General features: G+C 66.2%; 16 protein-coding genes. 9 read left to right on the top strand and 7 right to left on the bottom strand.

Annotation, left to right across the window (positions count from 1 at the left end):
* Positions 1–15 precede the first annotated feature (15 nt).
* Together kdpA and U1H99_RS21485 are read right to left on the bottom strand one after the other, a co-directional pair.
* Positions 16–1,824, bottom strand: a complete 1,809-nt coding sequence (gene kdpA / locus U1H99_RS21480; protein WP_323143760.1) for a potassium-transporting ATPase subunit KdpA — start codon at positions 1,822–1,824, stop codon at positions 16–18.
* The gene (locus U1H99_RS21485) at positions 1,825–1,914 is read right to left on the bottom strand and encodes a potassium-transporting ATPase subunit F (protein WP_323143761.1); all 90 of its coding nucleotides are present in this window, start codon (positions 1,912–1,914) and stop codon (positions 1,825–1,827) included. It abuts the gene before it with no gap.
* 365 nt (positions 1,915–2,279) lie between these two features.
* On the opposite strand from U1H99_RS21485, the gene U1H99_RS21490 reads away from it, so the two are divergent.
* On the top strand, positions 2,280–3,860 hold the full coding sequence (locus tag U1H99_RS21490; protein ID WP_323143762.1) for a diguanylate cyclase: 1,581 nt from the start codon (positions 2,280–2,282) through the stop codon (positions 3,858–3,860).
* 87 nt (positions 3,861–3,947) lie between these two features.
* Positions 3,948–4,397 carry a MarR family winged helix-turn-helix transcriptional regulator gene (locus tag U1H99_RS21495; protein WP_323143763.1) on the top strand — a complete coding sequence of 150 codons (450 nt, stop codon included), beginning with the start codon at positions 3,948–3,950 and terminating at the stop codon, positions 4,395–4,397.
* 215 nt (positions 4,398–4,612) lie between these two features.
* Here the strand turns inward: U1H99_RS21495 and U1H99_RS21500 are convergent, their stop codons facing one another.
* Positions 4,613–6,667 (bottom strand): putative bifunctional diguanylate cyclase/phosphodiesterase, encoded by a 2,055-nt coding sequence (locus U1H99_RS21500; RefSeq protein WP_323143764.1) that lies wholly within the window; start codon positions 6,665–6,667, stop codon positions 4,613–4,615.
* A 146-nt stretch (positions 6,668–6,813) separates the two neighbouring features.
* Complete coding sequence (locus U1H99_RS21505) at positions 6,814–7,602, bottom strand: hypothetical protein (protein WP_323143765.1); 789 nt, start codon at positions 7,600–7,602, stop codon at positions 6,814–6,816.
* 190 nt (positions 7,603–7,792) lie between these two features.
* Between U1H99_RS21505 and U1H99_RS21510 the strand changes: the two genes are divergently transcribed.
* Positions 7,793–8,860 (top strand): aldose epimerase family protein, encoded by a 1,068-nt coding sequence (locus U1H99_RS21510; RefSeq protein ID WP_323143766.1) that lies wholly within the window; start codon positions 7,793–7,795, stop codon positions 8,858–8,860.
* Between the two features lie 9 nt (positions 8,861–8,869).
* Here the strand turns inward: U1H99_RS21510 and U1H99_RS21515 are convergent, their stop codons facing one another.
* Genes U1H99_RS21515 through U1H99_RS21525 form a run of 3 tightly spaced genes read right to left on the bottom strand, consistent with a single transcriptional unit; the run spans position 8,870 to position 13,267 of the window.
* Positions 8,870–10,744, bottom strand: a complete 1,875-nt coding sequence (locus U1H99_RS21515) for a putative bifunctional diguanylate cyclase/phosphodiesterase (protein ID WP_323143767.1) — start codon at positions 10,742–10,744, stop codon at positions 8,870–8,872.
* Positions 10,741–11,256 (bottom strand): YfiR family protein, encoded by a 516-nt coding sequence (locus U1H99_RS21520; RefSeq protein WP_323143768.1) that lies wholly within the window; start codon positions 11,254–11,256, stop codon positions 10,741–10,743. Before U1H99_RS21520 ends, U1H99_RS21515 begins: the two co-directional genes overlap by 4 nt.
* A gap of 1 nt (position 11,257) precedes the next feature.
* Positions 11,258–13,267 (bottom strand): TonB-dependent receptor plug domain-containing protein, encoded by a 2,010-nt coding sequence (locus U1H99_RS21525; RefSeq protein WP_323143769.1) that lies wholly within the window; start codon positions 13,265–13,267, stop codon positions 11,258–11,260.
* Between the two features lie 240 nt (positions 13,268–13,507).
* On the opposite strand from U1H99_RS21525, the gene U1H99_RS21530 reads away from it, so the two are divergent.
* From U1H99_RS21530 to U1H99_RS21555, 6 genes are all read left to right on the top strand, one after another.
* The gene (locus U1H99_RS21530; RefSeq protein ID WP_323143770.1) at positions 13,508–15,244 is read left to right on the top strand and encodes an IlvD/Edd family dehydratase; all 1,737 of its coding nucleotides are present in this window, start codon (positions 13,508–13,510) and stop codon (positions 15,242–15,244) included.
* A gap of 26 nt (positions 15,245–15,270) precedes the next feature.
* Positions 15,271–16,263, top strand: coding sequence for an AraD1 family protein (araD1, locus tag U1H99_RS21535; protein ID WP_323143771.1), 993 nt, complete (start codon positions 15,271–15,273; stop codon positions 16,261–16,263).
* Complete coding sequence (locus U1H99_RS21540) at positions 16,260–17,027, top strand: SDR family NAD(P)-dependent oxidoreductase (RefSeq protein ID WP_323143772.1); 768 nt, start codon at positions 16,260–16,262, stop codon at positions 17,025–17,027. Before araD1 ends, U1H99_RS21540 begins: the two co-directional genes overlap by 4 nt.
* A gap of 101 nt (positions 17,028–17,128) precedes the next feature.
* Complete coding sequence (locus U1H99_RS21545; protein ID WP_323143773.1) at positions 17,129–19,042, top strand: glycoside hydrolase family 97 protein; 1,914 nt, start codon at positions 17,129–17,131, stop codon at positions 19,040–19,042.
* A gap of 35 nt (positions 19,043–19,077) precedes the next feature.
* Positions 19,078–20,631, top strand: coding sequence for an alpha-N-arabinofuranosidase (locus tag U1H99_RS21550; protein WP_323143774.1), 1,554 nt, complete (start codon positions 19,078–19,080; stop codon positions 20,629–20,631).
* A 127-nt stretch (positions 20,632–20,758) separates the two neighbouring features.
* Positions 20,759–23,152 (top strand): beta-L-arabinofuranosidase domain-containing protein, encoded by a 2,394-nt coding sequence (locus tag U1H99_RS21555; protein ID WP_323143775.1) that lies wholly within the window; start codon positions 20,759–20,761, stop codon positions 23,150–23,152.
* Positions 23,153–23,204: the final 52 nt, after the last annotated feature.

The following is a 23,204-nucleotide window of genomic DNA, read 5'->3' on the forward strand; positions in this document are numbered from 1 at the left end:
GTGCGCAGCTCCTTCTTATTTTGCTGAAAACAGTTGCAGGTGTTCGGCCACCGGGCCGAGCGCCAGCGCCGGGACGTAGTTCAGGACGCCGACGAGCAGCACCGCGCCGATCAGGAGACCGACGAACAGCGGGCCATGGGTCGGCATGGTGCCGGCAGTGACCGCCAGGCGCGGCTTGGCCGCCAGCGAACCGGCCAGCGCCAGCACCGGCACGATCATCGCGAAGCGGCCGAACCACATGGCGATCGCCAGCATCACGTTGTAGAAGGGCGTGTTGGCCGACAGTCCCGCGAAGGCGCTGCCGTTGTTGTTGGCGGCCGAGGTGAAGGCGTACAGGATCTCCGAGAAGCCGTGCGCGCCCGGGTTGGCCACGCCCGCGGTGCCGGCGCTGGTGGCGACGGCAATGGCGGTGCCGCCCAGGACCAGGATCGGCGTCACCAGGATCGCGATCGACACCATCTTCATGTCGAATGACTGGATCTTCTTGCCCAGGTATTCCGGGGTGCGGCCGATCATCAGGCCGGCAATGAACACGCCCAGCACGGCGAACACCAGCATGCCGTACAGGCCGGAGCCGACGCCGCCGAACACGACTTCGCCGAATTGCATCAGCGCCAGCGGCGCCAGGCCGCCGAGAGGCATCAGGGAATCGTGCATGGCGTTGACGGCGCCGCAGGAGGCGGCGGTGGTGACGGCCACGAACAGGCTGGAGGCGGCCATGCCGAAGCGGGTTTCCTTGCCTTCCATGTTGCCGCCGGCCTGCAGCGCGCTTGCGCCCTGGTCGACGCCGAGCGCCTGCAGCGCCGGATGCGCCTGCGGTTCGGCCCACATCACGAGCAGGGTCATGGCCACGAACAGGATCGCCATGGCCGTGAACACGGCCCAGCCCTGGCGGGTGTCGCCGACCATACGCCCGAAAGCGAAGCACAGCGCGGCCGGGATCAGGAAGATCGCCACCATCTGCGCGAAATTGGTCAGCGCGTCCGGGTTTTCGTAGGGATGGGCCGAGTTGGCGTTGAAGAAGCCGCCGCCGTTCGTGCCCAGCATCTTGATCGCTTCCTGGGACGCGACCGGGCCCATGGCGATGGTCTGGGTGGTTGCGGTGATGTCTTCCATCAGCGGCGCGCCGGCCTGGTCCTTGAGCGGCTGGCCTGCGGCGTCGAGTTTCGGCTGCGAGTAGGTGACCGGCTCGACCAGCGTGGCTTGCTGATAGGGTGCGAAGTTCTGGATCACGCCGCGGCCGACCAGGAACACGGCCAGCACCAGCGACAGCGGCAGCAGCACGTACAGCGTGACGCGTACCAGGTCGGCCCAGAAGTTGCCGACTGACTTGGAGGAGCGCGCAGCCAGGCCGCGGATCAGGGCATAGACCACGGCGATGCCGGTGGCGGCCGAGAAGAAGTTCTGGCCGGCCAGCACCACCATCTGGGTGAGATAGCTCATGGTCTGCTCGCCGCTGTAGCCTTGCCAGTTGGTGTTGGCGACGAAGCTCACGGCGGTATTGAAGGCGGAGTCGGGCGAGACGGCACCGAGGCCCTGCGGGTTCAGCGGCAGCACGCCTTGCAGGCGCTGCACGGCATAGACCAGCAGCGCGCCGAAGCCGTTGAACAGCAGCAGCCCGAGCGCATACGATTTCCAGCCCATGCCCTGTGCCGGGTCGACGCCGGCCGCGCGGTAGCACAGGCGTTCGAGCGGCGCCAGCCAGCCGAGGCCGGGCACCTTGCCGGCGCCGCCGACGGCGGCCAGCAGGCGCCCCAGCGGCAGCGCCAGCAGCGTGACCACGGCCAGGAAGACCGCGAGCAATACGATGGCATCGGTGTTCATTTACAGCTCCTCCGCATTCAGCTGGGCCACCACCAGGTACAGCAGCACGCCGGCCGCGGCAATGCCGGCGGCCCAATAAGTCAGGTTCATTGCTTGCCCCCCAGCTTGGCGCAGGCTTGGGCCAGGCCGCACGCGAGGGCGGTCAGCACCACCGTCGCGCAGATATACAGGACGTCCATTTTGTTCTTCCAGGATGTAGTTGACGACGCAAGCAGCTTAGGAGGCCGTTGCGAAACGGGGTGTAAAAGGTGAGGTCGGCGCCATATATGCCGTGTAAACGTACTCCGCCGGACGATGATGGTAGAAAAACCCATGCTTGTTGTTGTACGGCAACCTTCCATTGACAAACAGTCAGCAACGCGGCGCTACCGATCAACAAAGGGATGTTGCGGTGTGGACTTATTGTGGAGTCGCGGCTATGCTGCGTTCACACTTCGTTTCGCCGTGCCTGCCTGATGCCCCATTCCAACGATCATGTCGACCGCCGCCTGAAGCGCCTTGACCAGATGCGCAAGCCGCTGGTCACGCGTTCGATCGTGCTGCTGGTCGGGTTTTGCCTGTTCCTGGTCGGCCTGCACGGCTGGAGTCTGTGGACGGCGCGCCAGCACCAGATCGAGCAGACCGGCGTGAATACCGCCAACATGGCGCGTGCGCTGGCGTCGCAGGCGGAAAGTTCGATCAAGCTGGGCGATGCCGCACTGGTCGAGATCGTGGAGCGTTACCAGCACGATGGGCTAGAGGGCGAGGCCGGGGTGCGCCTGAATGCGCGCCTGTACCAGATCGTCGACCACACACCCGAACTGCAGGAAGCATTCGTCTATGGTCCCGACGGTGCCCGGCTGGCCAGTTCGCTGTCAAAGCTATACCCGGGCAACAACGCCGACCGCGACTATTTTATTTATCACAAGAGCCACACCGACCTCGGGCTGCGGGTCGGCAAGCCGATCCGCAGCCGCTCCAGCGGCGTGCTGGCGATTCCGCTGTCGCGCCGGATCAACCTTCCGGACGGCAGTTTCGGCGGCGTGGCGATGGCATCGCTGCGGCTCCAGTTCTTCGGCCGCTTCTACGATCGCTTCGAAGTCGGCCACACCGGCACCATCATCCTGGCCCTCGACGACGGCACACTGCTGTACCGCCGGCCCTTCAAGGTGTCGATGGTCGGTACCGACATCGGCGATGGTCCGGTCTTTCAGCTATATCGGCGCAACGGCCCGGTTGGCACGGCGATGTTGACCTCGAATATCGATCACATCGAGCGCATGTACAGCTACCGCCACCTCGACGGTTTCCCGCTGCTGGTCGCCAGCGCCCAATCCAGGCATGAAATCCTGGCCGGCTGGGAAGTCACGGTGATCAAGATGAGCTGCGTGGTGATCTTCGCCGTTGCCGTGCTGGCCTGGGGCGGTCGCCGCATGATCATCCAGATCCAGGTGCGCGAAGCGCTGGACGGCGAGCTGCGCAACGCGCGCGCCTCGCTCGAACTGCACAATATTTCGCTACGCGCGCTGGCCGACAGCGACGGCTTGACCGGACTGGGCAACCGCCGCCTGTTCGAGGAAGCGCTGGAACGCGAAGTCGGACGCGCGCGCCGCAGCGGCCTGCCGTTTGCGCTGATCCTGACCGACGTCGATTTCTTCAAGAAGTACAACGACCGCTACGGCCACGTGGCCGGCGACGCCTGCCTGCGCCAGGTCGCGCTGGCGATCGCGTCCGGCGCGCGCCGTCCGGCCGACCTGGCGGCGCGCTACGGTGGCGAGGAATTCGCGCTGATCCTGCCGGACACCGACCTCGAGGGCGCGATGGCGGTGGCCGAGCTGATCCGAGAAGCCGTGGCCGAGCTGCAGCTCGAGCATGCCGACAGCCCGAACGGCCTGGTCACGCTGAGCCTGGGCGTGGTGGCCGGCTATCCGGCCCAGGAAGCGGAACAGGCCAGCAGCGCCTGGGTGGAGGCGGCCGACACCGCGCTCTACGATGCCAAGGCGTCCGGGCGCGACCGCGCCGTGGGCCGGAACGGCAGCGAGCGCATGGCCGCCTGAACTCATAGCGTCAGCCAATCGCCCTCATATAAATCATTTGCCGCCGCTTGCTTGCAATTGAATAGTGTGCGATCTAACATGATCGGCATGGATACCCCCGATGCCCCCGCCGTGCCGCTGCTCGACAACCAGCTTTGCTTTGCGCTGTACTCGACCGGCCTGGCCATGAACAAGGTCTACCGCAAGCTGTTGCGCAAGCTCGATCTCACCTACCCGCAATACCTGGTAATGATGGTGCTGTGGGAGCGCGACGCGGTCACCGTCTCCGACATCGGCGCCCGCCTGTTCCTCGACTCGGCCACGCTGACGCCGCTGCTCAAGCGCTTGGAAGCGGCCAGGCTGGTGACGCGCACCCGCGCGGCCGCCGACGAGCGCCAGGTGGTGGTGGCCCTGACCGATGGCGGCCGCGCGATGGCGCGCGAGGCCGGGGCGATCCAGGAACAGGTGCTGTGCGCGACGGCGTGCTCGCCGGATGAGCTGGGGGCGATCAAGCGCCAGCTGGAGGGGCTGCGGGCGAAACTGGCGAGTGGCGCATGACGCGATTGCTGTTCACTAGGTCACACTCGGCACGTCGTCCCCGCGAAGGCGGGAGCCCAAGTGCTGCCGGCGTTACCGAAACGCGTGCAACTTGGGTCCCCGCCTTCGCGGGGACGACGGTATCACAGCACCTAGCCGGCGGCACCTAGCCGGCCGCACCTAGCCGGCCGCACCTAGCCGGCCGCACCTAGCCGGCCGCACCTAGCCGGCCGCACCTAGCCGGCCGCATCCATCCCCTGCTGCCAGCATCCCGGATCGGCCTGCTGTTGCGCCGCGCTCTGGTCCAGCAGCAGCTTCCTGAAATCCGCCTCCGCCATCGGCTTGCCGATCAAATAACCCTGCAGCACGTCGCAGCCGGTCGAGCGGATCGCGCTGCGCTGGCCCTCGGTCTCGATGCCTTCGCAAATCACCGCCAGCTTGAGCGACTTGGCAAACGCGATCACGCCGTTGACGATGTCCAGGCAGCGCCGGTCCTGCTCGATTTCCTGCACGAAGGAACGGTCGATCTTGATCGTCGTGATCGGGAACTGGCGCAGGTAGGACAGGTTCGAATAGCCGGTGCCGAAGTCGTCAAGCGCGATGCGGAAGCCTTCCAGCTTGAGCATGCGCAGCACGTCCGCGGCCTTGTCGATGTCCTGCATCAACATGCTTTCCGTGACTTCCAGCTTGATGCATTCAGGGTGCAACCCGTAGCGTTCGACCACTTCCTTCAGCATGACCGGCAGGCTCTCGTCGGTCAGCTGGCGCGGCGACACGTTCACCGCCATCTGCAGCTGGAAGCCGATGTCTTGCCACTCACGCGCCTGGCGGCAGGCTTCCTCGCACACCCAGGCGCCGACCAGGTTGATGGCCGGCGAATCCTCGAGCATGCCCAGGAAGATCTGCGGACTGAGGAGGCCCAGGCGCGGATGGTTCCAGCGCAGCAGCGCCTCGGCCCCCACCACGGCGCCGTTGACCGCGTTGATCTGCGGCTGGTAATGCAGCACGAACTGGCCCAGCTCGAGCGCGTTGAAGACTTCCTGGCGCAGCTGCAGGCGCTGCTTGAGCAGGCGCGTGCCGGTTTCCGAGAACACGCTGCAGGTGTGGCGGCCGTTGGCCTTGGCTTCGTACATCGCGGCGTCGGCGTTGTTCAGCAGCTCGTCGGGCGTGACCTCGTCGCCGCTGCCGATCGCCACGCCGATGCTGGCGCCGACCATCACCTGGTAGCCGCCCACCACGATCGGCTTCGCCAGGCGCCGCAGTACGCTGTCCGCGAGCATGCGGGCGGCGCCGGCGTCGGTCGATTCCAGCACGATCACGAATTCGTCGCCGCTGATGCGGGTGACGGTGGTGCCGGCCGCGGAAAACGTCGACAGGCGGCGTCCGATTTCCTGCAAGGCGGTGTCGCCGGCCTGGTGGCCGTAGGCGTCGTTGACTTCCTTGAAGCGGTCCAGGTCGATGAACAGCACACCGACCTTGGCGCCGTTGTCCACCGAGCGCGTGAGCGCGGCGTCGAGCGCGCGCATGCAGCTGAAGCGGTTGTGCAGGCCGGTCAGGCTGTCGTGCGTGACCAGGTGGATCAGCTTGGCCTCGGCTTCCTTGCGCATCGTGACGTCGGCAAAGAACACGCTCAGGCCTTCCTGGGTCGGGTAGGCGCGCGCCTCGAGCCAGATGCCGAGCGGGGCATAGTAGCTTTCGACGGAGGTGAATTCGCGCGAGGCCGCCGCGCGCCGGTAAGCCAGGTGGAAGTCGCTGCCGACCGCTTCCGGAAATTCGTCCCAGATGTGCTTGCCGATCAGGTCGTGCGCATGGCGCTCCAGCCAGGCCGCGCCGCGCGCGTTGATGTAGGTAAAGCGCCATTCGCGGTCGAGCGAGAAGCAGCCGTCGGCGATGCTCTCCAGGACAGTGCTGAGGCGCCGGCGCGCCTCCTCGGCGGCGCGCTGGCCTTCGATGGCGTCGGTCACGTCCTGCAGGAAGCCGGCGAAATTCATAAGCCGCCCGAACTCGTCGTGCAGCGGGAAGATGTGCATGCGCACCCACATCATGGTGCCGTCCTTGCGGTAGTTGCGCAGGGTGGTGGTGCAGGGGCGCTGGTCGGCGATGCAGGCGCGCAGCTGGTCCAGGCCCGGCTGGCGGCGGTCTTCGCCCTGCAGGAAACGGCAGTTGCGGCCGACGACTTCGTCGTGGGCATAGCCCGAATACGCCTCGAAGGCGGGGTTGACGTAGACGATGGGATTGTCCGGCTGGTGCGGGTCGGTGACCAGGATGCCATTGCTACTGGCGACGATCATTCTCTGGTAAAACCAGGCGGGGTGACTTCCCAGGGGCGCAGGAATGGGCATGATCGACCTAGTCATTGCGGGACAGTTCCAGTGTAATCCGGCACGGCCCGGCGCGTAGCACGACAGGCAGGCTGGTCAAACGGGCGATAACGCTATCAATGCAGGCCGAGGGCCGCCATTTTCGCAGCCAGCTGGAGGCGGTCGCGATCGATCTGGTCGCCGTTGGTGCGGCTCGAGAGCGCGGCTTTTTCCTTGCGGCCGAGGAAGTAGGCGATACGCTCGGCGTTGGCGCCGGACGGATGCGGGATGCCATGCAGGATGCGCGCCTCATCGAGCACCCCCCGCGCCGCCAGCCACGACAGCGCCTGGCCGACCTTGGGCCCGAGCGGCACGTAGACCGTGTCCGGCAGCAGCGCCGCCTCGTGCGCGAAGTGATCGAGCATCTGGCCCTGCAGCAGGGGCGTGGCGATCATGTTCGGATTGGCGCCGTTGTAGTTTTTGCCGTCCACAAAGATTGCATGGCGCAGCACCGCGGTCACGTGCATCAGGCGCGCGTCGGCGTGCCACAGGGTGGCGCAGCTGGCGATGCCGAGCCAGCGCTGCAGGCCGACGTGGTCCAGCAGCGCCACCAGGTTGGGCCGGATCGCGCCGCTGAAGGCGCCGGTGTACTTGGCCGCGCGCAGCACCTCCGCCAGCGGCGCGTCCGCCATTAGCTGGCGCCGGGCTTCGCGCACCGCGTTTTTCCATTGTGCGAAACCGGGCGTGATCCCGACCACGACCACGCGTGCCTGGGCATTCACGTAATCGAAGGGCGTGTAATGGGCGGACAGCAGGTTGGCGCGCGCCACCTCGAAGGCGGCGGGAATCTGGAGCGGGTCGGCGATCGTGTCGACGTCGGTGCCAAGGATGGGTTCGATGAAGTTTGTAATACATGCTGATGCCATGATGCCTCGACGCTTGCGTGGTGAAAAGAGGAGTAAGGATTGTGTCTTGCACGGAACTATCCTACTGGTATTAGGAGCAGTCTTAAGCTGATTAGGAATATTCTTAACGAATGTGATCACCAGCGTGACGCGGCCATCGGTGCAGCCCGTGCTAGGATCACCATCAATTCATTTTTGAGGATAGGACAACGTGCACACCGACATCACGCGGGCGCCGTTCGGGACCTTGCCCGACGGTGCGCAAGTCAGTCAATTTACGCTCACGAACGCTGCGGGCATGATCGTCAAGATCCTGGATTTCGGCGGGATCATCACCCAGATCCACGTGCCGGACCGCGCCGGCCAGTTCGCCGACGTGGCGCTCGGCTTCGACACCCTCGAACCCTACCTGAAGGACAGCCCGTATTTCGGCGCGCTGATCGGCCGCTACGGCAACCGCATCGCCAAGGGCCGCTTCACGCTGGACAGCAGGACCTACCAGCTGCCGGTCAACAACGGTGAAAACCACCTGCACGGCGGCGAACCCGGTTTCGACAAGGTGTTGTGGCAGGCCGCCGTCGAGGACGGTTCGCTGGTGCTGCGCCACCGCAGCGCCGATGGCGAACAGGGCTATCCCGGCAACCTGGAGGCTACCGTGCGCTACAGCCTGAGCGACGACAACGAGATCGTCGTGCGCTTCCAGGCCACGACCGACCAGCCGACGCCGGTGAACCTGACCCAGCACAGCTATTTCAACCTGCATGGCGCGGCGGGCCCCGGCGGCGACATCCTCGACCACGTGCTGACCATCGATGCCGACCGCTTCGTGCCGATCGACACCGGCGCCATCCCGCTGGGCGAGCTGTCCCCCGTAACAGGCACCCCGTTCGACTTCCGCAAGCCGCGCGCGATCGGCGAGCGCATCGAGCAGCCGGACAAGCAGCTGCGCCACGGCATCGGCTACGACCACTGCTGGGTGCTGAACCGCACCCCGGGCAGCAAGGCGCTGCAGCGCGCGGCCCACGTGCTCGAGCCGGCATCGGGGCGGGTGCTGGAATTGTGGACCCAGGAACCGGGCGTGCAGTTTTACAGCGGCAACTTCCTGGACAGTTCGCTGACGGGCAAGGGCGGCCGCCAGTACGAATTCCGCAGCGGCCTGTGCCTGGAACCCGAGCATTTTCCCGATTCGCCCAACCAGCCGGAGTATCCGAGCACGATCCTGCGGCCGGGGGAGATCTATGCGACCGAGTCGCGCTTCAGGTTTTCGGTAGAGAAGTAAAGCCGGCGTTCATGCCGCGGCGGACGGACGGCTGTCCGCGGCGAAGCGCGCCAGGATGTCCGCGGCGGGCATCGGCTTGCCCAGCAAGAAACCCTGCACGTAATCGCAGCCGGCCGCACGCAGCCACTCGAGCTGGGCCTGGTCTTCCACGCCTTCGGCCAGCACGGTCAGGCCGAAGCCCCGTCCCAGCGAGATGATGGCCCGGGCGATGGTCTCGCCTTGCTGCGGCAGCAGCTGGACGAAGCTGCGGTCGATCTTCAGCTGGTTGATCGGAAACGATTGCAGGTAGGACAGCGACGAATAACCGGTGCCGAAGTCGTCGATCGACAGGCGAATGCCGGCCGCACGGATTTGCTGCATGAACTCGATTGCCGCATCAACGTTTTCCATGAGCAAGCTTTCGGTCAATTCCAGTTCCAGGATGGCGGCCGGCAGGCCGTTGTCGGCCAGCGCCCGCGTCACGTCGTCGATGAAGCCCGGCTCGCGCAGCTGGCGCGCCGACACGTTGACCGCCAGGCTCAGTTCAGGCATGCCGGCGCGCAGCCAGCGCGCCACGTCGTGGCAGGCACGCCGCAGCACCCAGCGGCCGAGCTCGACGATCATGCCGGTTTCTTCGGCAATCGGAATGAACTCGGCCGGCGACACGAAACCATGTTCCGCATGCGGCCAGCGCACCAGCGCCTCGACCCCGATGATCTGGCGGCCGCTGCAATCGAACTGCGGTTGGTAGTACACGCACAAGGCTTCGGCTTCCAGCGCCTTGCGCAATTCGCGTTCGAGCCGTGCGCGCCGCTGGGTCGCAAGCGTCATCTCGGGACGGAAATCGACGACGCGGTTGCGTCCACCGTTCTTGGCGGCGTACAGCGCCGTGTCCGCACTGCTGAGCAGTTCGGTCGAACCGGCGACATCGTCGGGATACACGCACATGCCGATGCTGGCGCTGGCGAAGACCTCGCCCTGTTCGAGCGGGAAGGGCACGCGCAGCGATGCCGCGACCGCCTCGGCCACTGCCAGCGCAGCGCCGCGCCGGGCCAGCGGCGCCAGGATGATTGCGAACTCGTCGCCGCCGATCCGGCCGACGACACCGGCGTCGCCGACCGCGTCGCGCAGCGCCGCCGCGACCTTGCGCAGCAATTCGTCGCCGGCCGAATGGCCGAGGGTGTCGTTCACGACCTTGAAGTTGTCGAGGTCGAGCAGCAGCAGCGCCAGGCGTGCCTCGGGCAGGGCCAGCTCATGCTCGAGCCGCAGATAGGTGGCGCGCCGGTTCGGCAGCGCGGTCACCGGATCGGTGTAGGCCAGGTAGTCGAGTTCGCGCTCCGCGCGCGCTACCCGCGAACGCGTGCGGCGCACGATCGGCATCACGATGGCGAGCGCGCCGGCGATCGTCAGCGCCAGGAACACGGCGTAGCGCAGCAGTTCCACGCGCAGGCTCGTCATGTTCATGACTAGCTCGACCCTGCCGATTTTCCGGCCGCGGTAAGCGACCGGCGCTTCGACGCTGACGGTCCCCGCCGTGTCCTGCACCGGTTGCGCCTGTCCGCCCGGGACATAGCTGACGAAGCGCTGGCCGCCGCTGTCGTAGACCGTGGCCGACATCAGGTCGGTCGCGAAGTGCAGCGGACGCAGCATGTCGGCCGCGGCCTCGCGGTCGCCGAACATCAGCGATGCCGTGATGTTGTCGGCGACGATGCCGGCCTGGACCCGGGCTTCGTTGGTCAAGGCATTGCGCAGCGAGACGAACTGGTAGGCCAGCAGGACCACGCTGGCGATCACCAGGCCGGCGATGGCCGCCACGATCTGGCCGGCACCGATGGTCGACGCTATCGATGTGCGGTCGCCCGGCCGGCCACGCGCCGGGCCGCGCCTTTTCCTGAAGATGCTCATATGACGTTGCGGGCCAGGCGCAGCAGGCGCGAACTGAACTTGATGCCGACCCGGGCCGCCTCGCGCGTGTCGACGTCGAAGCGGATGTGCTGGGATTCCTCGACCAGGGCGACGGCGCCCGCATAGGGGGCGGACGGCGTGCCGTCGACCACGTACAAGGCGTTGCCCGCCTCTTTCGGCGCGCTGCGCGGTGCGCGGGCGGCGCTGACGACGACGATGTTGCACGGCTTGCCGCTTGCGGCACCGGCATCGACGGTTGCCCAGGTGCGCCCGTTGACGTTGCGGCCGTCGAGCTGGCGCAGGCTGTCCCACAGCGAATGCTGGGGACTGGCGCACACCGTCAATGCCCGGGCCGGGGCAGGCGCGGCCGGCCAGGTCGTGAACATGGCGATATTCAGGATGTAGGCCGCCTTGAGCTGGTCGTCCTGTCCCTGGGCCAGGCAGGACGGCGCTGCGAGCAGGACGTGCAGCGCCAGCAGCGCGGCGGACAGGGGCAGGTACCGGTTCATCATCTCAGAACCGGTACTCGAGCTTGCCGACGACGCTGCGGCCGTCGCGCACGATGGCCTCCTGCACGAAGGCGGGGCCAGCCGGATCGGCATAGGTGTGGTCGAAGGCATTGTAGAGCGCGACGGACCAGTCCCAGCCGCGGCCGGCGCCGGCCGAGCCGAGGACCAGGTTGGCGCTGCAATAGCCGCCTACCTGCGCATGCTCGGTCAGGCGCCGCGACGCGCATTGCCATTCGCCGGCCAGGCGCGCATCCAGCGCGGCCCAGGGTAGGCTGACGCCGCCCTTGAACAGCCGCTGCGGCGAGTTGACCAGTGCACGGCCCTGGTCGCCGGCAGCCTGCTGCCAGCTGGCGTTGGCACGCACGCGCACGCCGTTGGCGTAGGTATGCTCGGCCGCCAGATCAGCGCCGTGCGCGGTCGCGCGCTGGGTATTGGTGAACTGCAGCAGCCCGGTCGACACGTCGAGTATCTGTGTGATCAGGCCGCGCATCTGGTAGTGGAACAGCGACAGCGACACCTTGCCATAGGCATCCGGCCGGTGCTCCCACACCAGTTCATGGGTGCGGATATCTTCGGGACGCAGGTTCGGATTGGCTTCCTGGCCGTCGGGCGCCGGAATCGCGTAATACTGCTCGTAGGCGTTCGGCGTCCGGAAGGCCGTACCGTAGATGAGCTTGAGCGTGTCGGCCGGGGTGAGCGTCCGGATCAGCGCGAGGCGCGGGCTGAACTTGGCGCCGGTCTCGCTGTTGCGGTCGTAGCGCAGGCCGGCGTTGACGATCGTCTCCTGCCCGATCCGCCATTCGTCCTCGACGAAGACGGCATCGCGGTTGCCGCGGCGGCGGTCGTCGAGCCACGACATGGCCGGCGCGACGTCGTAGTTGAACTGGTCGCGGCGGCGGTTGTACTGCCATTCGACGCCGGCCAGCAGCTTGTGGCCGCGCAGCCCGCGGTAAGTCGTGTGCAGGTTGGTGCCGTACCACGCGGCATGGGCGCCGTCGACGTTCAGGTGCGCGCTGCCGTCTTCGCCCGGATACAGGCCCAGGCCCAGGTAGTCCGCGCGTCCCCAGAACACGCTGGCCGCGACGCTCAGGTCGGCCGTGACGGCGGACTCGTAGGCCAGGTCGGCGAGTGCCCGGGTGTCGCGGGTGGATCCGGGCGTGTCGAAGACCGCCCCTAATGATGCGGTGGGCACGCCCTTGGTGCGTGCCACGTAGCCGGCACTGAAGGTAACAGCGCCGCGGTGCAGCTTGGCGAACAGGTTATCGGCGCGGTCCCAGTCCAGTCCATGGGCGATGCCGTTGCCAGTGCCGGGATGGTCGAATTCGGGGAAGTACAGGTCGCCGCCGCGGCGCGCGTAGCGGCTGGCGGACAGCACCAGGTCGCTGCCGTCCTGTCCATGGGCACCGAGACTGACCCGCGAGCGCCGATCGCCCAGGCTGCCGAAGGACTGGGCCACACGCACCCCGCCGAGCGCACTGCCCGACTTGGTGATCACGTTGATGACACCGAACAGCGCGTTCGAGCCATAGACCGCCGCGCCCGGTCCCGCCACGTACTCGATCCGTTCGACCAGGGCCATGTCGAGCAGGGCATCGGTACCGATCGCAGCCTGGTCGTACAGGTTGTCGTTGCTGCGTACGCCATCGACCAGCAGCAGGAAACGGCTGTCGTAGTCGCCGGGACGCAGGAAGCCGCGCGCGCCGAGATAGGCATAGTTGCGGTCGCTCGATACGTAGAGGCCGGGAATCGATGCCAGCGCTTCGCCTAGCGTGCGCCAGCCGTATTCGCGGATTTCCTGCGAGGTCAGCACGGTGACCGCCGACGGCGCCTCGCTCAGCGATTGCTCGAAGCGCGAGGCCGAGGTCACGGTCTGCACCTGCATGAGCTGTTCCAGAGGCAAGTCCGCAAGCACGGCCGGATTGTCGTCCTGACCCGCGTGCGCCGGCGAGCACGACAGGGCGGCACCGGTCAACACGAACCAACTCAGGGAGGCACTGCGGAATACAGGAATCATGGGGCGCTGCGTGGGGGAAATCGAGAAGCGTATATCAGTTAAACTTACATATTGTATTGTCACATGGAAATTGTAATTACAGTAGGGGGCTTGCTGCAATGACGTGGCCGCGCAACATTTGGTGAGAATTCGGCGTGAATAATCGATACCGAAAGCAGTATCGATATACTCAAAAAATTGATTGGAAAGTTATCCCACAGATAATTAGACTCTCTGCACCGCTGAGATGGAGAAAAAATAATGTCGGAGACAAAGAGAAAGCTGCGGTCCGCAGCATGGTTCGGCACCCAGGACAAGAACGGCTTCATGTACCGCAGCTGGATGAAGAACCAGGGCATTCCCGACCATGAATTCCAGGGCAAGCCGATCATCGGCATCTGCAATACCTGGTCCGAACTCACCCCCTGCAACGCCCATTTCCGCAAGCTGGCCGAACACGTCAAGCGCGGCATCCTGGAAGCCGGCGGCTTTCCGGTCGAATTCCCGGTGTTTTCCAACGGCGAATCCAACCTGCGCCCGACCGCGATGCTGACCCGTAACCTGGCCAGCATGGACGTCGAGGAATCCATCCGCGGCAACCCGATGGATGGCGTGGTGCTGCTGGTCGGCTGCGACAAGACCACGCCCGCGCTCCTGATGGGCGCGGCCAGCGTCGACATTCCCGCCATCGTCGTCACCGGCGGGCCGATGCTCAACGGTAAACTGAACGGCAAGGACATCGGCTCCGGCACCGCCGTCTGGCAGCTGCACGAGCAGGCCAAGGCCGGCCAGATCACGATGCACGACTTCCTGGCCGCCGAAGCCGGCCACTCGCGCTCGGCCGGTACCTGCAACACGATGGGCACGGCGTCGACCATGGCTTGCATGGCCGAAGCGCTCGGCACCTCGTTGCCGCACAATGCCGCCATTCCGGCGGTGGATGCGCGCCGCTACGTGCTGGCCCACATGTCCGGCATGCGCATCGTCGAAATGGTCAACGAGGACCTGCGCCTCTCCAAGATCCTGACGCGCGAGAATTTCGAGAACGCCATTCGCGTGAACGCGGCCATCGGCGGCTCGACCAACGCCGTGATCCACCTGAAGGCGATCGCCGGCCGCGTCGGCGTGCAACTCGAACTGGAAGACTGGACCGCGATCGGCAAGGGCACCCCGACCATCGTCGACCTGCTGCCTTCGGGGCGCTTCCTGATGGAAGAGTTCTATTACGCAGGCGGCCTGCCGGGCGTGATCCGGCGCCTGGGCGAGGGCGGCCTGCTGCCGCACAAGGACGCGCTCACCGTCAACGGTAAATCGCTCTGGGAGAACAACCAGGATGCGCCGATCTACAACGACGAAGTGATCCGCAAGCTGGATACGCCGCTGATCGCCGACGGCGGCATCTGCATCCTGCGCGGCAACCTGGCCCCGCGCGGCGCCGTGCTGAAGCCGTCGGCGGCCTCGCCCCACCTGATGACGCACCGCGGCAAAGCCGTCGTGTTCGAGGACTTCGACCACTACAAGGCGCGCATCAACGACCCCGACCTCGACGTCGACGAGAACTCGGTGCTGCTGATGAAAAATTGTGGGCCGATGGGCTATCCCGGCATGGCGGAAGTCGGCAATATGGGACTGCCGCCGAAACTGCTGGCGCGCGGCATCACCGACATGGTGCGCATCTCGGACGCGCGCATGAGCGGTACCGCCTACGGCACCGTGGTGCTGCACGTGGCGCCGGAGGCGATGGCGGGCGGGCCGCTCGGCATCGTGCGCGACGGCGACTATATCGAGCTGGATTGCGCCAACGGACGCCTGCACCTGGACGTGCCGGACGAGGAGATCCGCACGCGCCTGGCCGATCGTCTTGAAAACCAGAAGCCGGCGCCGCGCACCGGGTATGCGGGCCTGTACCTCGATCACGTGCTGCAGGCGGACGAGGGCTGCGACTTCGATTTCCTGGTCGGGTGCCGCGGGTCGGAGGTGCCGAAGCACTCCCATTGAACCAATAATAAGCAGGAGACACGAAGATGCTGCTCATCCAATATAAAACCGCCACCGGCGACCGCCGCGTCGGCATCCTGAACGGCGACGACGTCACCGCGCTCGCCGGCTACGCCACCACCTACGAGCTGGCCGCGGACGCCATCGCCGGTGGTACCGGCATCGCGCCCCTGGCCAGCGGCGCCGTCACCCGTTCCAGCGAATCCTACGCCACCATCGCGCAGCAGGGCCGCCTGCTGGCGCCGCTCGACCATCCCGATCCGGCCCACTGCTACGTCACCGGCACCGGCCTGACCCACCTGGGCAGCGCCGACACGCGCGATGCCATGCACAAGAAGATCGGCGGCGACGTCGAGAACCTGTCGGACAGCATGAAGATGTTCCGCCTCGGCGTCGAAGGCGGCAAGCCGGCGGGCGAGGGCCCCGGCGTGCAGCCGGAATGGTTTTATAAAGGCGACGGCTCCGTGGTGCGCGCCGGCGGCCAGGCGCTCGACATGCCGGAATTCGCGCTCGATGGCGGCGAAGAGCCGGAGATCGCCGGCCTGTACGTGATCGGCGCCGACGGCCAGCCCTACCGCCTCGGCTTCGCCCTCGGCAACGAGTTCTCGGACCACGTGACCGAGCGCCAGAACTACCTATACCTGGCCCATTCCAAGCTGCGCAGCTGCGGCGTCGGCCCGGCGCTGCGGGTGGGCGAACTGCCGGCCCACGTCGAAGGCGTATCGCGCATCCGCGACACGGCCGGGCAGGTGCGCTGGGAAAAGGCCTTCGTGTCGGGCGAACAGAACATGTCGCACACGATCGCCAACCTCGAACACCACCATTTCAAATATGGCCTGTTCAAGCGCCCGGGCGACGTCCACATCCACTTCTTCGGCACCGCCACGCTGAGCTTCGCCGACAATGTCAGCGTCCAGGCCGGCGAAACCTTCGAAATCGAATCGCCGCAATTCGGTCCGGCGCTGCGCAACGCGCTGGCCGTGACCCCGGGCGGCCACGCGAAAGTGAAAGCCTTATGAGCCGCCTCGCCAGCTACCCCAGCCTGCAGGGCAGGCGGGTATTCGTGACCGGCGGCGGCAGCGGCATCGGCGAGGCCATCGTGGCCGCCTTCGTGGCCCAGGGCGCCGCGGTCGCCTTTGTCGACATCCTGGCCGAGCCCAGCGACGCGCTGGTGGCGCGCTTGAGGGGCACGGGCGCGCACGACCCGGTGTTCCGCCACTGCGACATCACCGACATCCCGGCGCTGCAGCGGACCATGGCGGAACTGGCCGGCGTGCTCGGCGACTTCGACGTCATCGTCAACAACGCCGCTAACGACAGCCGCCACCGCATCGGCGAGGTCAGCGTCGAGTACTTCGACGAGCGCATCGCCATCAACCAGCGCCCGCTGTTCTTCACGGTGCAGGCCGCATTGGAAGGCATGAAGCGGCGCGGCGGCGGCTCGGTCATCAACTTCAGCTCGATGTCCTTCCACGCCAAGAACCCGGACTACCCGATCTACGCCGCCACCAAGGCCGCCGCCATCGGCTTCACCCGCTGCCTGGCGCGCGACCTCGGCCCGCACAACATCCGCGTGAACACTGTGACGCCGGGCTGGGTGATGACCCAGCGCCAGATCGACTTGTGGCTGGACGAGGCGGGCGAGGCCGAGATCAAGCGCGCGCAGTGCCTGCCCGGGAAGCTGATGTCGGAGGACATCGCTTCGATGGTGCTGTTCCTGGCGGCGGATGACAGCAAGATGTGTACGGCGCAGGATTTTGTCGTGGATGCGGGGTGGACTTGATGATCATGACGCCTGCCACCAAACAAACGTCATTCCCGCGAAAGCGGGAATCCATACGACGCGTGACCAGTGACTCAGCATGGATTCCCGCTTTCGCGGGAATGACGGGCTGGTTGGGGACGACGGCGGTGTTGCTGGCAGCGTCTCCCGCGCTGGCCGCCCCCCTCACCAGCCCCGACCGCCACCTCAGCGTCGATATCCGCGTCACCCCCGCCCAAACCCTGGAATACAGCATCCAGCGCGACGGCCGCCCGGTCATCCTGCCTTCGCGCCTTGGCCTGCAACTCGAAGGCGCCGACCTCGCCAACGGCTTGCGCCTGGCCGCCACCTCGCCGGTGACGCAGGTCGCGGACGACTACGAACTGGCCACCGCCAAGAAGCGCCGCATCGGCTACCGCGCCAGCGAGCAGACCGTCACCGTGCGCAATGCCAAGGGCCAGGCGCTGGACGTGGCCTTCCGCGTTTCCAACGACGGCGTCGCCTTTCGCTACCTGGTGCGCGATGCCGGGCTGGCGGATGAAAAATTCATGGCCGAGTCGACCAGCTTCCGCTTCGACGCCGGTGCCAAAGCCTGGCTGCAGCCGATGGCGGTCGCCCAGACCGGGTTCGCGAATACCAATCCGTCCTACGAGGAACACTACCAGCGCGAGATCGCGGTCGGCACGCCGGCGCCAAACAGCGCCGGCTGGGTGTTCCCGGCACTGTTCCGTACCGGCGACACCTGGGTCGCGCTGACCGAGACCAACATGGACGGCAGCTGGCACGCCTCGCGCCTGCAGGCCGATTCGGGCGGTGGCGTCTATAAAATGGGCGTGCCGATGGCGCCGGAAGTCTTCCCCGGCGGCGGCCTGCTGGCCGAAAGCCGCGGTACCCTGGCCTCGCCCTGGCGCGTGATCGCGCTCGGCAGCCTGGCGACCCTGGTCGAGTCCACCCTCGGCACCGACCTGGCCCCGCCCGCGATCCGCTTCGATGCGGCGCTGGCGCGTCCCGGCCACGCGTCGTGGAGCTGGGCGCTGCTGAAGGACGAGGCCACCGTGTTCGACGTCCAGAAGAAATTCATCGACTACGCCGTCGACATGCATTGGGACTACACCCTGGTCGACGCCGAATGGGACCGCCGGATCGGCTACGACAAGATGGCGGAACTGGCGCGCTACGCCGCGTCGAAAAACATCGGGCTGCTGGCCTGGTACAACTCGTCCGGGTCCTGGAACAAGACCGAGATGACGCCCAAGAGCAAGCTGCTCACCCACGAGCAGCGCGTCGCCGAATTCGCGCGGCTGGCGAAGATGGGCATCAAAGGCGTCAAGATCGACTTCTTCGGCGGCGACGGCCGCTCGATGATCCAGTACTACATCGACATCCTGAACGACGCCGCGGCGGCCGGCCTGCTGGTCAACTTCCACGGTGCGACGCTGCCGCGCGGCTGGTCGCGCATGTATCCGAACCTGATGACGATGGAAGCCGTGCGCGGTTTCGAGTTCACGACCTTCGAGCAGAAGGACGAGGATGCGGTGCCAGCGCACGCCGCCATGCTGCCGTTCACGCGCAACCTGTTCGACCCGATGGACTTCACGCCGATGGCCTTCGGCGACATCCCGAAGATCCGCCGCAGCACGCGCAACGGCTTCGAGCTGGCCGAGTCGGTGCTGTTCCTGTCCGGGATCCAGCACTTCGCCGAGACACCGGAAGGCATGGCGAGCGCACCCGGCTACGTCAAGGACTTCCTGCGCGCACTGCCGCGCAGCTGGGACGACGTGAAATTCGTCGACGGCTACCCGGGCCGCTACGCCGTCATCGCCCGCAAGAGCGGCAACGCCTGGTATCTGGCCGGCTTCAACGCCGGCGAGCAGGCGCTCGCGCTTGACCTCGACCTGGGCTTCCTGGAGGGCAGGGCAGGGCAGATGATCGCGGACGGCGACGGCGAGCGCGCGTTCGCGCAGGCCGCAATCCGCGGCGGCCGCCAGCGCATCACGATCAAGCCGCACGGCGGCTTCGTCGCCGTATTCAAATAAGTACTGAATAAATCGTATAAAACAAAGGAGACCACATGCAGGCTTTCAAATCCACCCTCGTCGCGCTCGGCGTCATGGCCGCTTTTGCCTCGAGCCCGGCCCTGGCCCAGGTCAGCGTCCGCGTCGACACGGCAAAGCCCGGTGCGGTGATCAACAAGAACGTGTACGGCCAGTTCGCCGAACACCTCGGCACCGGCATCTATGAAGGCCTGTGGGTCGGTACCGACTCCAAAATCCCGAACACGCGCGGCTGGCGCAACGACGTGGTGGGCGCACTGAAGGCGCTGCACGTGCCGCTGGTGCGCTGGCCGGGCGGCTGCTTCGCCGACGAATACCACTGGAAGGACGGCATCGGCCCGCGCAGCAAGCGCCCGGTGAGCGTCAATACCAACTGGGGCGGCGTGCCCGAAACGAATGCGGTCGGCACCCACGAATTCTTCGACCTGGCCGAGATGCTGGGCGCGGACGCCTACGTCAACGGCAACCTCGGCACCGGCACCCCGCAGGAAATGGCCGAGTGGGTCGAGTACATGACGTCGACGGGCCAGTCGAGCCTGGCCCAGCTGCGCGCCAGGAACGGCCACCCGCAGCCGTTCAAGGTCGCCTATTTCGCCATCGGCAACGAGGCCTGGGGCTGCGGCGGCAATATGAAGCCCGAGTACTACACCAGCCTGTACAACCACTACACCACCTTCCTGAAGGCGCCCAAGGAGCGCATGCCCAAGCTGATCGCCAGCGGCGGCACCGGCGACGACACCGCCTGGACCGACGTCCTGAGCCGCGACGCCGGCCGCGTCACCGACGGCATCAGCTTCCACTACTACACGCTGCCGACCGGCGAATGGGACAGGAAGGGCGCCGCGGTCGGCTTTCCGGAAAGCGAATGGTTCTCGACCGTGCAGCGCACGCTGCGCATGGAAGACTTCATCCGCAAGAACGTCGCCGTCCTCGACAAGAACGATCCGAAGAAAAAGATCGGCTTCTACGTCGACGAGTGGGGCACCTGGTACGACGTCGAACAGGGCACCAACCCCGGCTTCCTGTTCCAGCGCAACACCTTGCGAGATGCCGTGGTCGCCGCCCTCAACTTCAACATCTTCCATGCCCACGCCGAGCGCGTGCGCATGACCAACATCGCGCAGATGGTCAACGTGCTGCAAGCCATGATCATCACCGACAAGAACAGGATGCTGCTGACGCCGACCTACTACGCCTACCAGATGTACATCCCGTTCCAGGACGCGACCTCGCTGCCGGTCACGCTCGCCAATAACACGACCTATGGCGCCAATGGCCAGGGCGTGCCCGGCATCAGCGCCTCGGCCGCGCGCGCCAAGGACGGCAAGGTCTATGTCGCCCTGGTCAACACCAACCCGCGCGAGGCGACCGACGTGACGCTCGACGTCGCCGGCCAGGCCGCGGGTACGGTGCGCGGCCAGGTCCTGACCGCCGACGCGATGGACGCCCACAACACTTTCGAGAAACCGCAGGCGATCAAACCGGCACCGTTCAGCGCAGCGGCCAGCGGCGGCAAGCTGACCGTCAAGGTGCCGGCCAAGGCGGTGATGGTGCTGGCCATCGAGGGCTGAACCAGCGTATCGAAGGGTGGGCACCACGTGCCCACCGGTAGGGTGGACGGCTATACCGGGCCACCCGCAATCACGCGCCTCGAACGCCGTCCACGCGTCGATACGCACCGTCCATACCGAGGCTGACATGACGCTCATGCCGCATCGCCGCATCCTCGCCACGCTGCTGCTCGCCCTGGGCATCGTCTCCGCCCACGCCGCAGACCTGTTCCCACTCAGCGACGTACGCCTTGGCCCGAGTCCCTTCCTCGACGCCCAGACCACCGACCTGAACTACCTGATGGCGATGGAGCCGGACCGCCTGCTGGCCCCCTTCCTGCGCGAAGCCGGCCTGCAGCCGAAGCAGCCAAGCTACGGCAACTGGGAATCCTCGGGCCTCGACGGCCACATGGGCGGCCATTACCTGTCGGCGCTGGCATTGATGATTGCATCGACCGGCGACCCCGAAGTCAAACGCCGACTGGATTACTGCATCGCCGAGCTGAAACGCGCCCAGCAAGCCAATGGCGACGGCTACCTCGGCGGCATCCCCGGCGGCCACGCCGCCTGGCGCGACGTCGCCGCCGGCCGGCTGCGCGCCGACAGTTTCTCGGTCAACGGCAAGTGGGTCCCCTGGTACAACCTGCACAAGGTCTACGCCGGCCTGCGCGACGCGTACCGCTATGCCGGCAACGAGGATGCGCGCGTCATGCTGATCGCGTTGTCCGACTGGGCGCTGCGCCTGACCAGCCACTTGAGCGACGCGCAGATGCAGGCCATGCTCAAGAGCGAGCATGGCGGCATGAACGAAGTGCTGGCCGACGTCTACCAGATGACCGGCGAGCGCAAATACCTGGACCTGGCGCTGAAGTTCTCGCACCAGGCGGTGCTGCAGCCGTTGGAAAAGGGGGAGGACAAGCTCACCGGCCTGCACGCCAACACCCAGATCCCGAAGGTGATCGGCTTCGAGCGCATTGGCGAACTCGCCGGCCGCAAGGATATGCGGCAAGCCGCCGCCTTCTTCTGGCAGACCGTGGTCGAGCACCGCACGGTCGCCATCGGCGGCAACAGCGTCAAGGAGCATTTCCACGACAGCGCCGACTTCAGCCCGATGATCGACGAGGTGGAGGGGCCGGAGACCTGCAACACCTACAACATGCTCAAGCTGACCGAGATGCTGTTCCTCGCGAACCAGCAGGGCAAGTACGCCGACTATTACGAGCGCGCGCTGTACAACCACATCCTGGCCTCGCAACGGCCCGGCACCGGCGGCTTCGTCTACTTCACGCCGATGCGGCCAAACCACTACCGCGTGTATTCGCAGATAGATCAGGCGATGTGGTGCTGCGTCGGTTCCGGTATCGAGAGCCATGCCAAGTACGGCGAATTCATTTATGCACACGAGGGTGATGCGCTGTTCGTCAACCTGTTCATTCCCTCCACGCTGCAGTGGCGCGAGAAGGGCGTGTCACTCAGTCAAACCAACAGCTTCCCTGACGAAGCGGGCACGCGCATCACGGTGGACGGCAATGCGCGCTTCACGATGAAGATCCGCTACCCGGCCTGGGTCGGCGCCGGCGAGCTGGACGTGCGCATCAACGGCCGCCCTGTGCGTGTCGACGCTGCGCCCGGCGGCTACCTGAGCATCGACCGCATGTGGAAGCAGGGCGACCGCGTCGACCTCAGCCTGCCGATGACGACGCGCCTGGAGCAGATGCCGGACAAGTCGAATTACTACGCGGTGCTGCACGGCCCGATCGTGCTGGCCGCGAAGACCAACCCGTTCCCGGCCGAGCACCTGAACTTCCTGGCCGACGATTCGCGCATGGGCCACATCGCCAAGGGCCAGGTCTGCCCGCTGGAGTCGGCCCCGACCTTCGTGTCGGACCGCCGCGACTTCATCCGGCGCTTCCAGCCGGTGCCAGGCAAGCCGCTGACCTTCCGCGCGCCGGCTGGGCTGGTACAGGGCGGCGGCACCGGGGCGTCGACCGAGTTCATTCCCTTCTTCCGCCTGCACGATGCGCGCTACACGATGTACTGGCCGCAGTCGACGCGGGGCGAGTACGCGCGCCTGCGTGCCGACAATGCGGCCAGGGAAGCCGAGCGCCTGGCGCTGGATGCGCGCACCATCGACCAGGTGGCGCCGGGCGAGCAGCAGCCGGAGTCGGATCACTTCTTCAAGGGGGAGGGGACGGAGTCCGGGATCACCAAGGGGCGGCACTGGCGGCGGGCGAGTCAATGGTTCAGTTACCAGTTGAACGATCCGAAGCGGGAGGCGAAGACGCTCCAGCTGACCTTTGCGCGCGCGGATGGTGGGCGGCGCTTCGCTATCCTGGTGAATGGGCAGCGGCTGGCAGAGGTCGAGCTGGCGAAGGACGACGCCCAGGGGTTCTACACGCGAGATTTTGCACTGCCGACGGGCTTGCAGGCCGATGGCAAGCTGGAGATCAAGTTCGTGGCGCAGGAGGGATCGACGGCCGGCAGCTTGTATCACCTGAGGCTGATGCGTGATGGAAACGAGGCTGACGGGAAACCATTGTGATATCAAATAATATATTACATCCATCAAAAAAATGATTGGATGAGTATCCCAG

Source organism: Massilia phyllosphaerae (assembly GCF_034659755.1).
Taxonomy (GTDB): Bacteria; Pseudomonadota; Gammaproteobacteria; order Burkholderiales; family Burkholderiaceae_D; genus Telluria; species Telluria phyllosphaerae.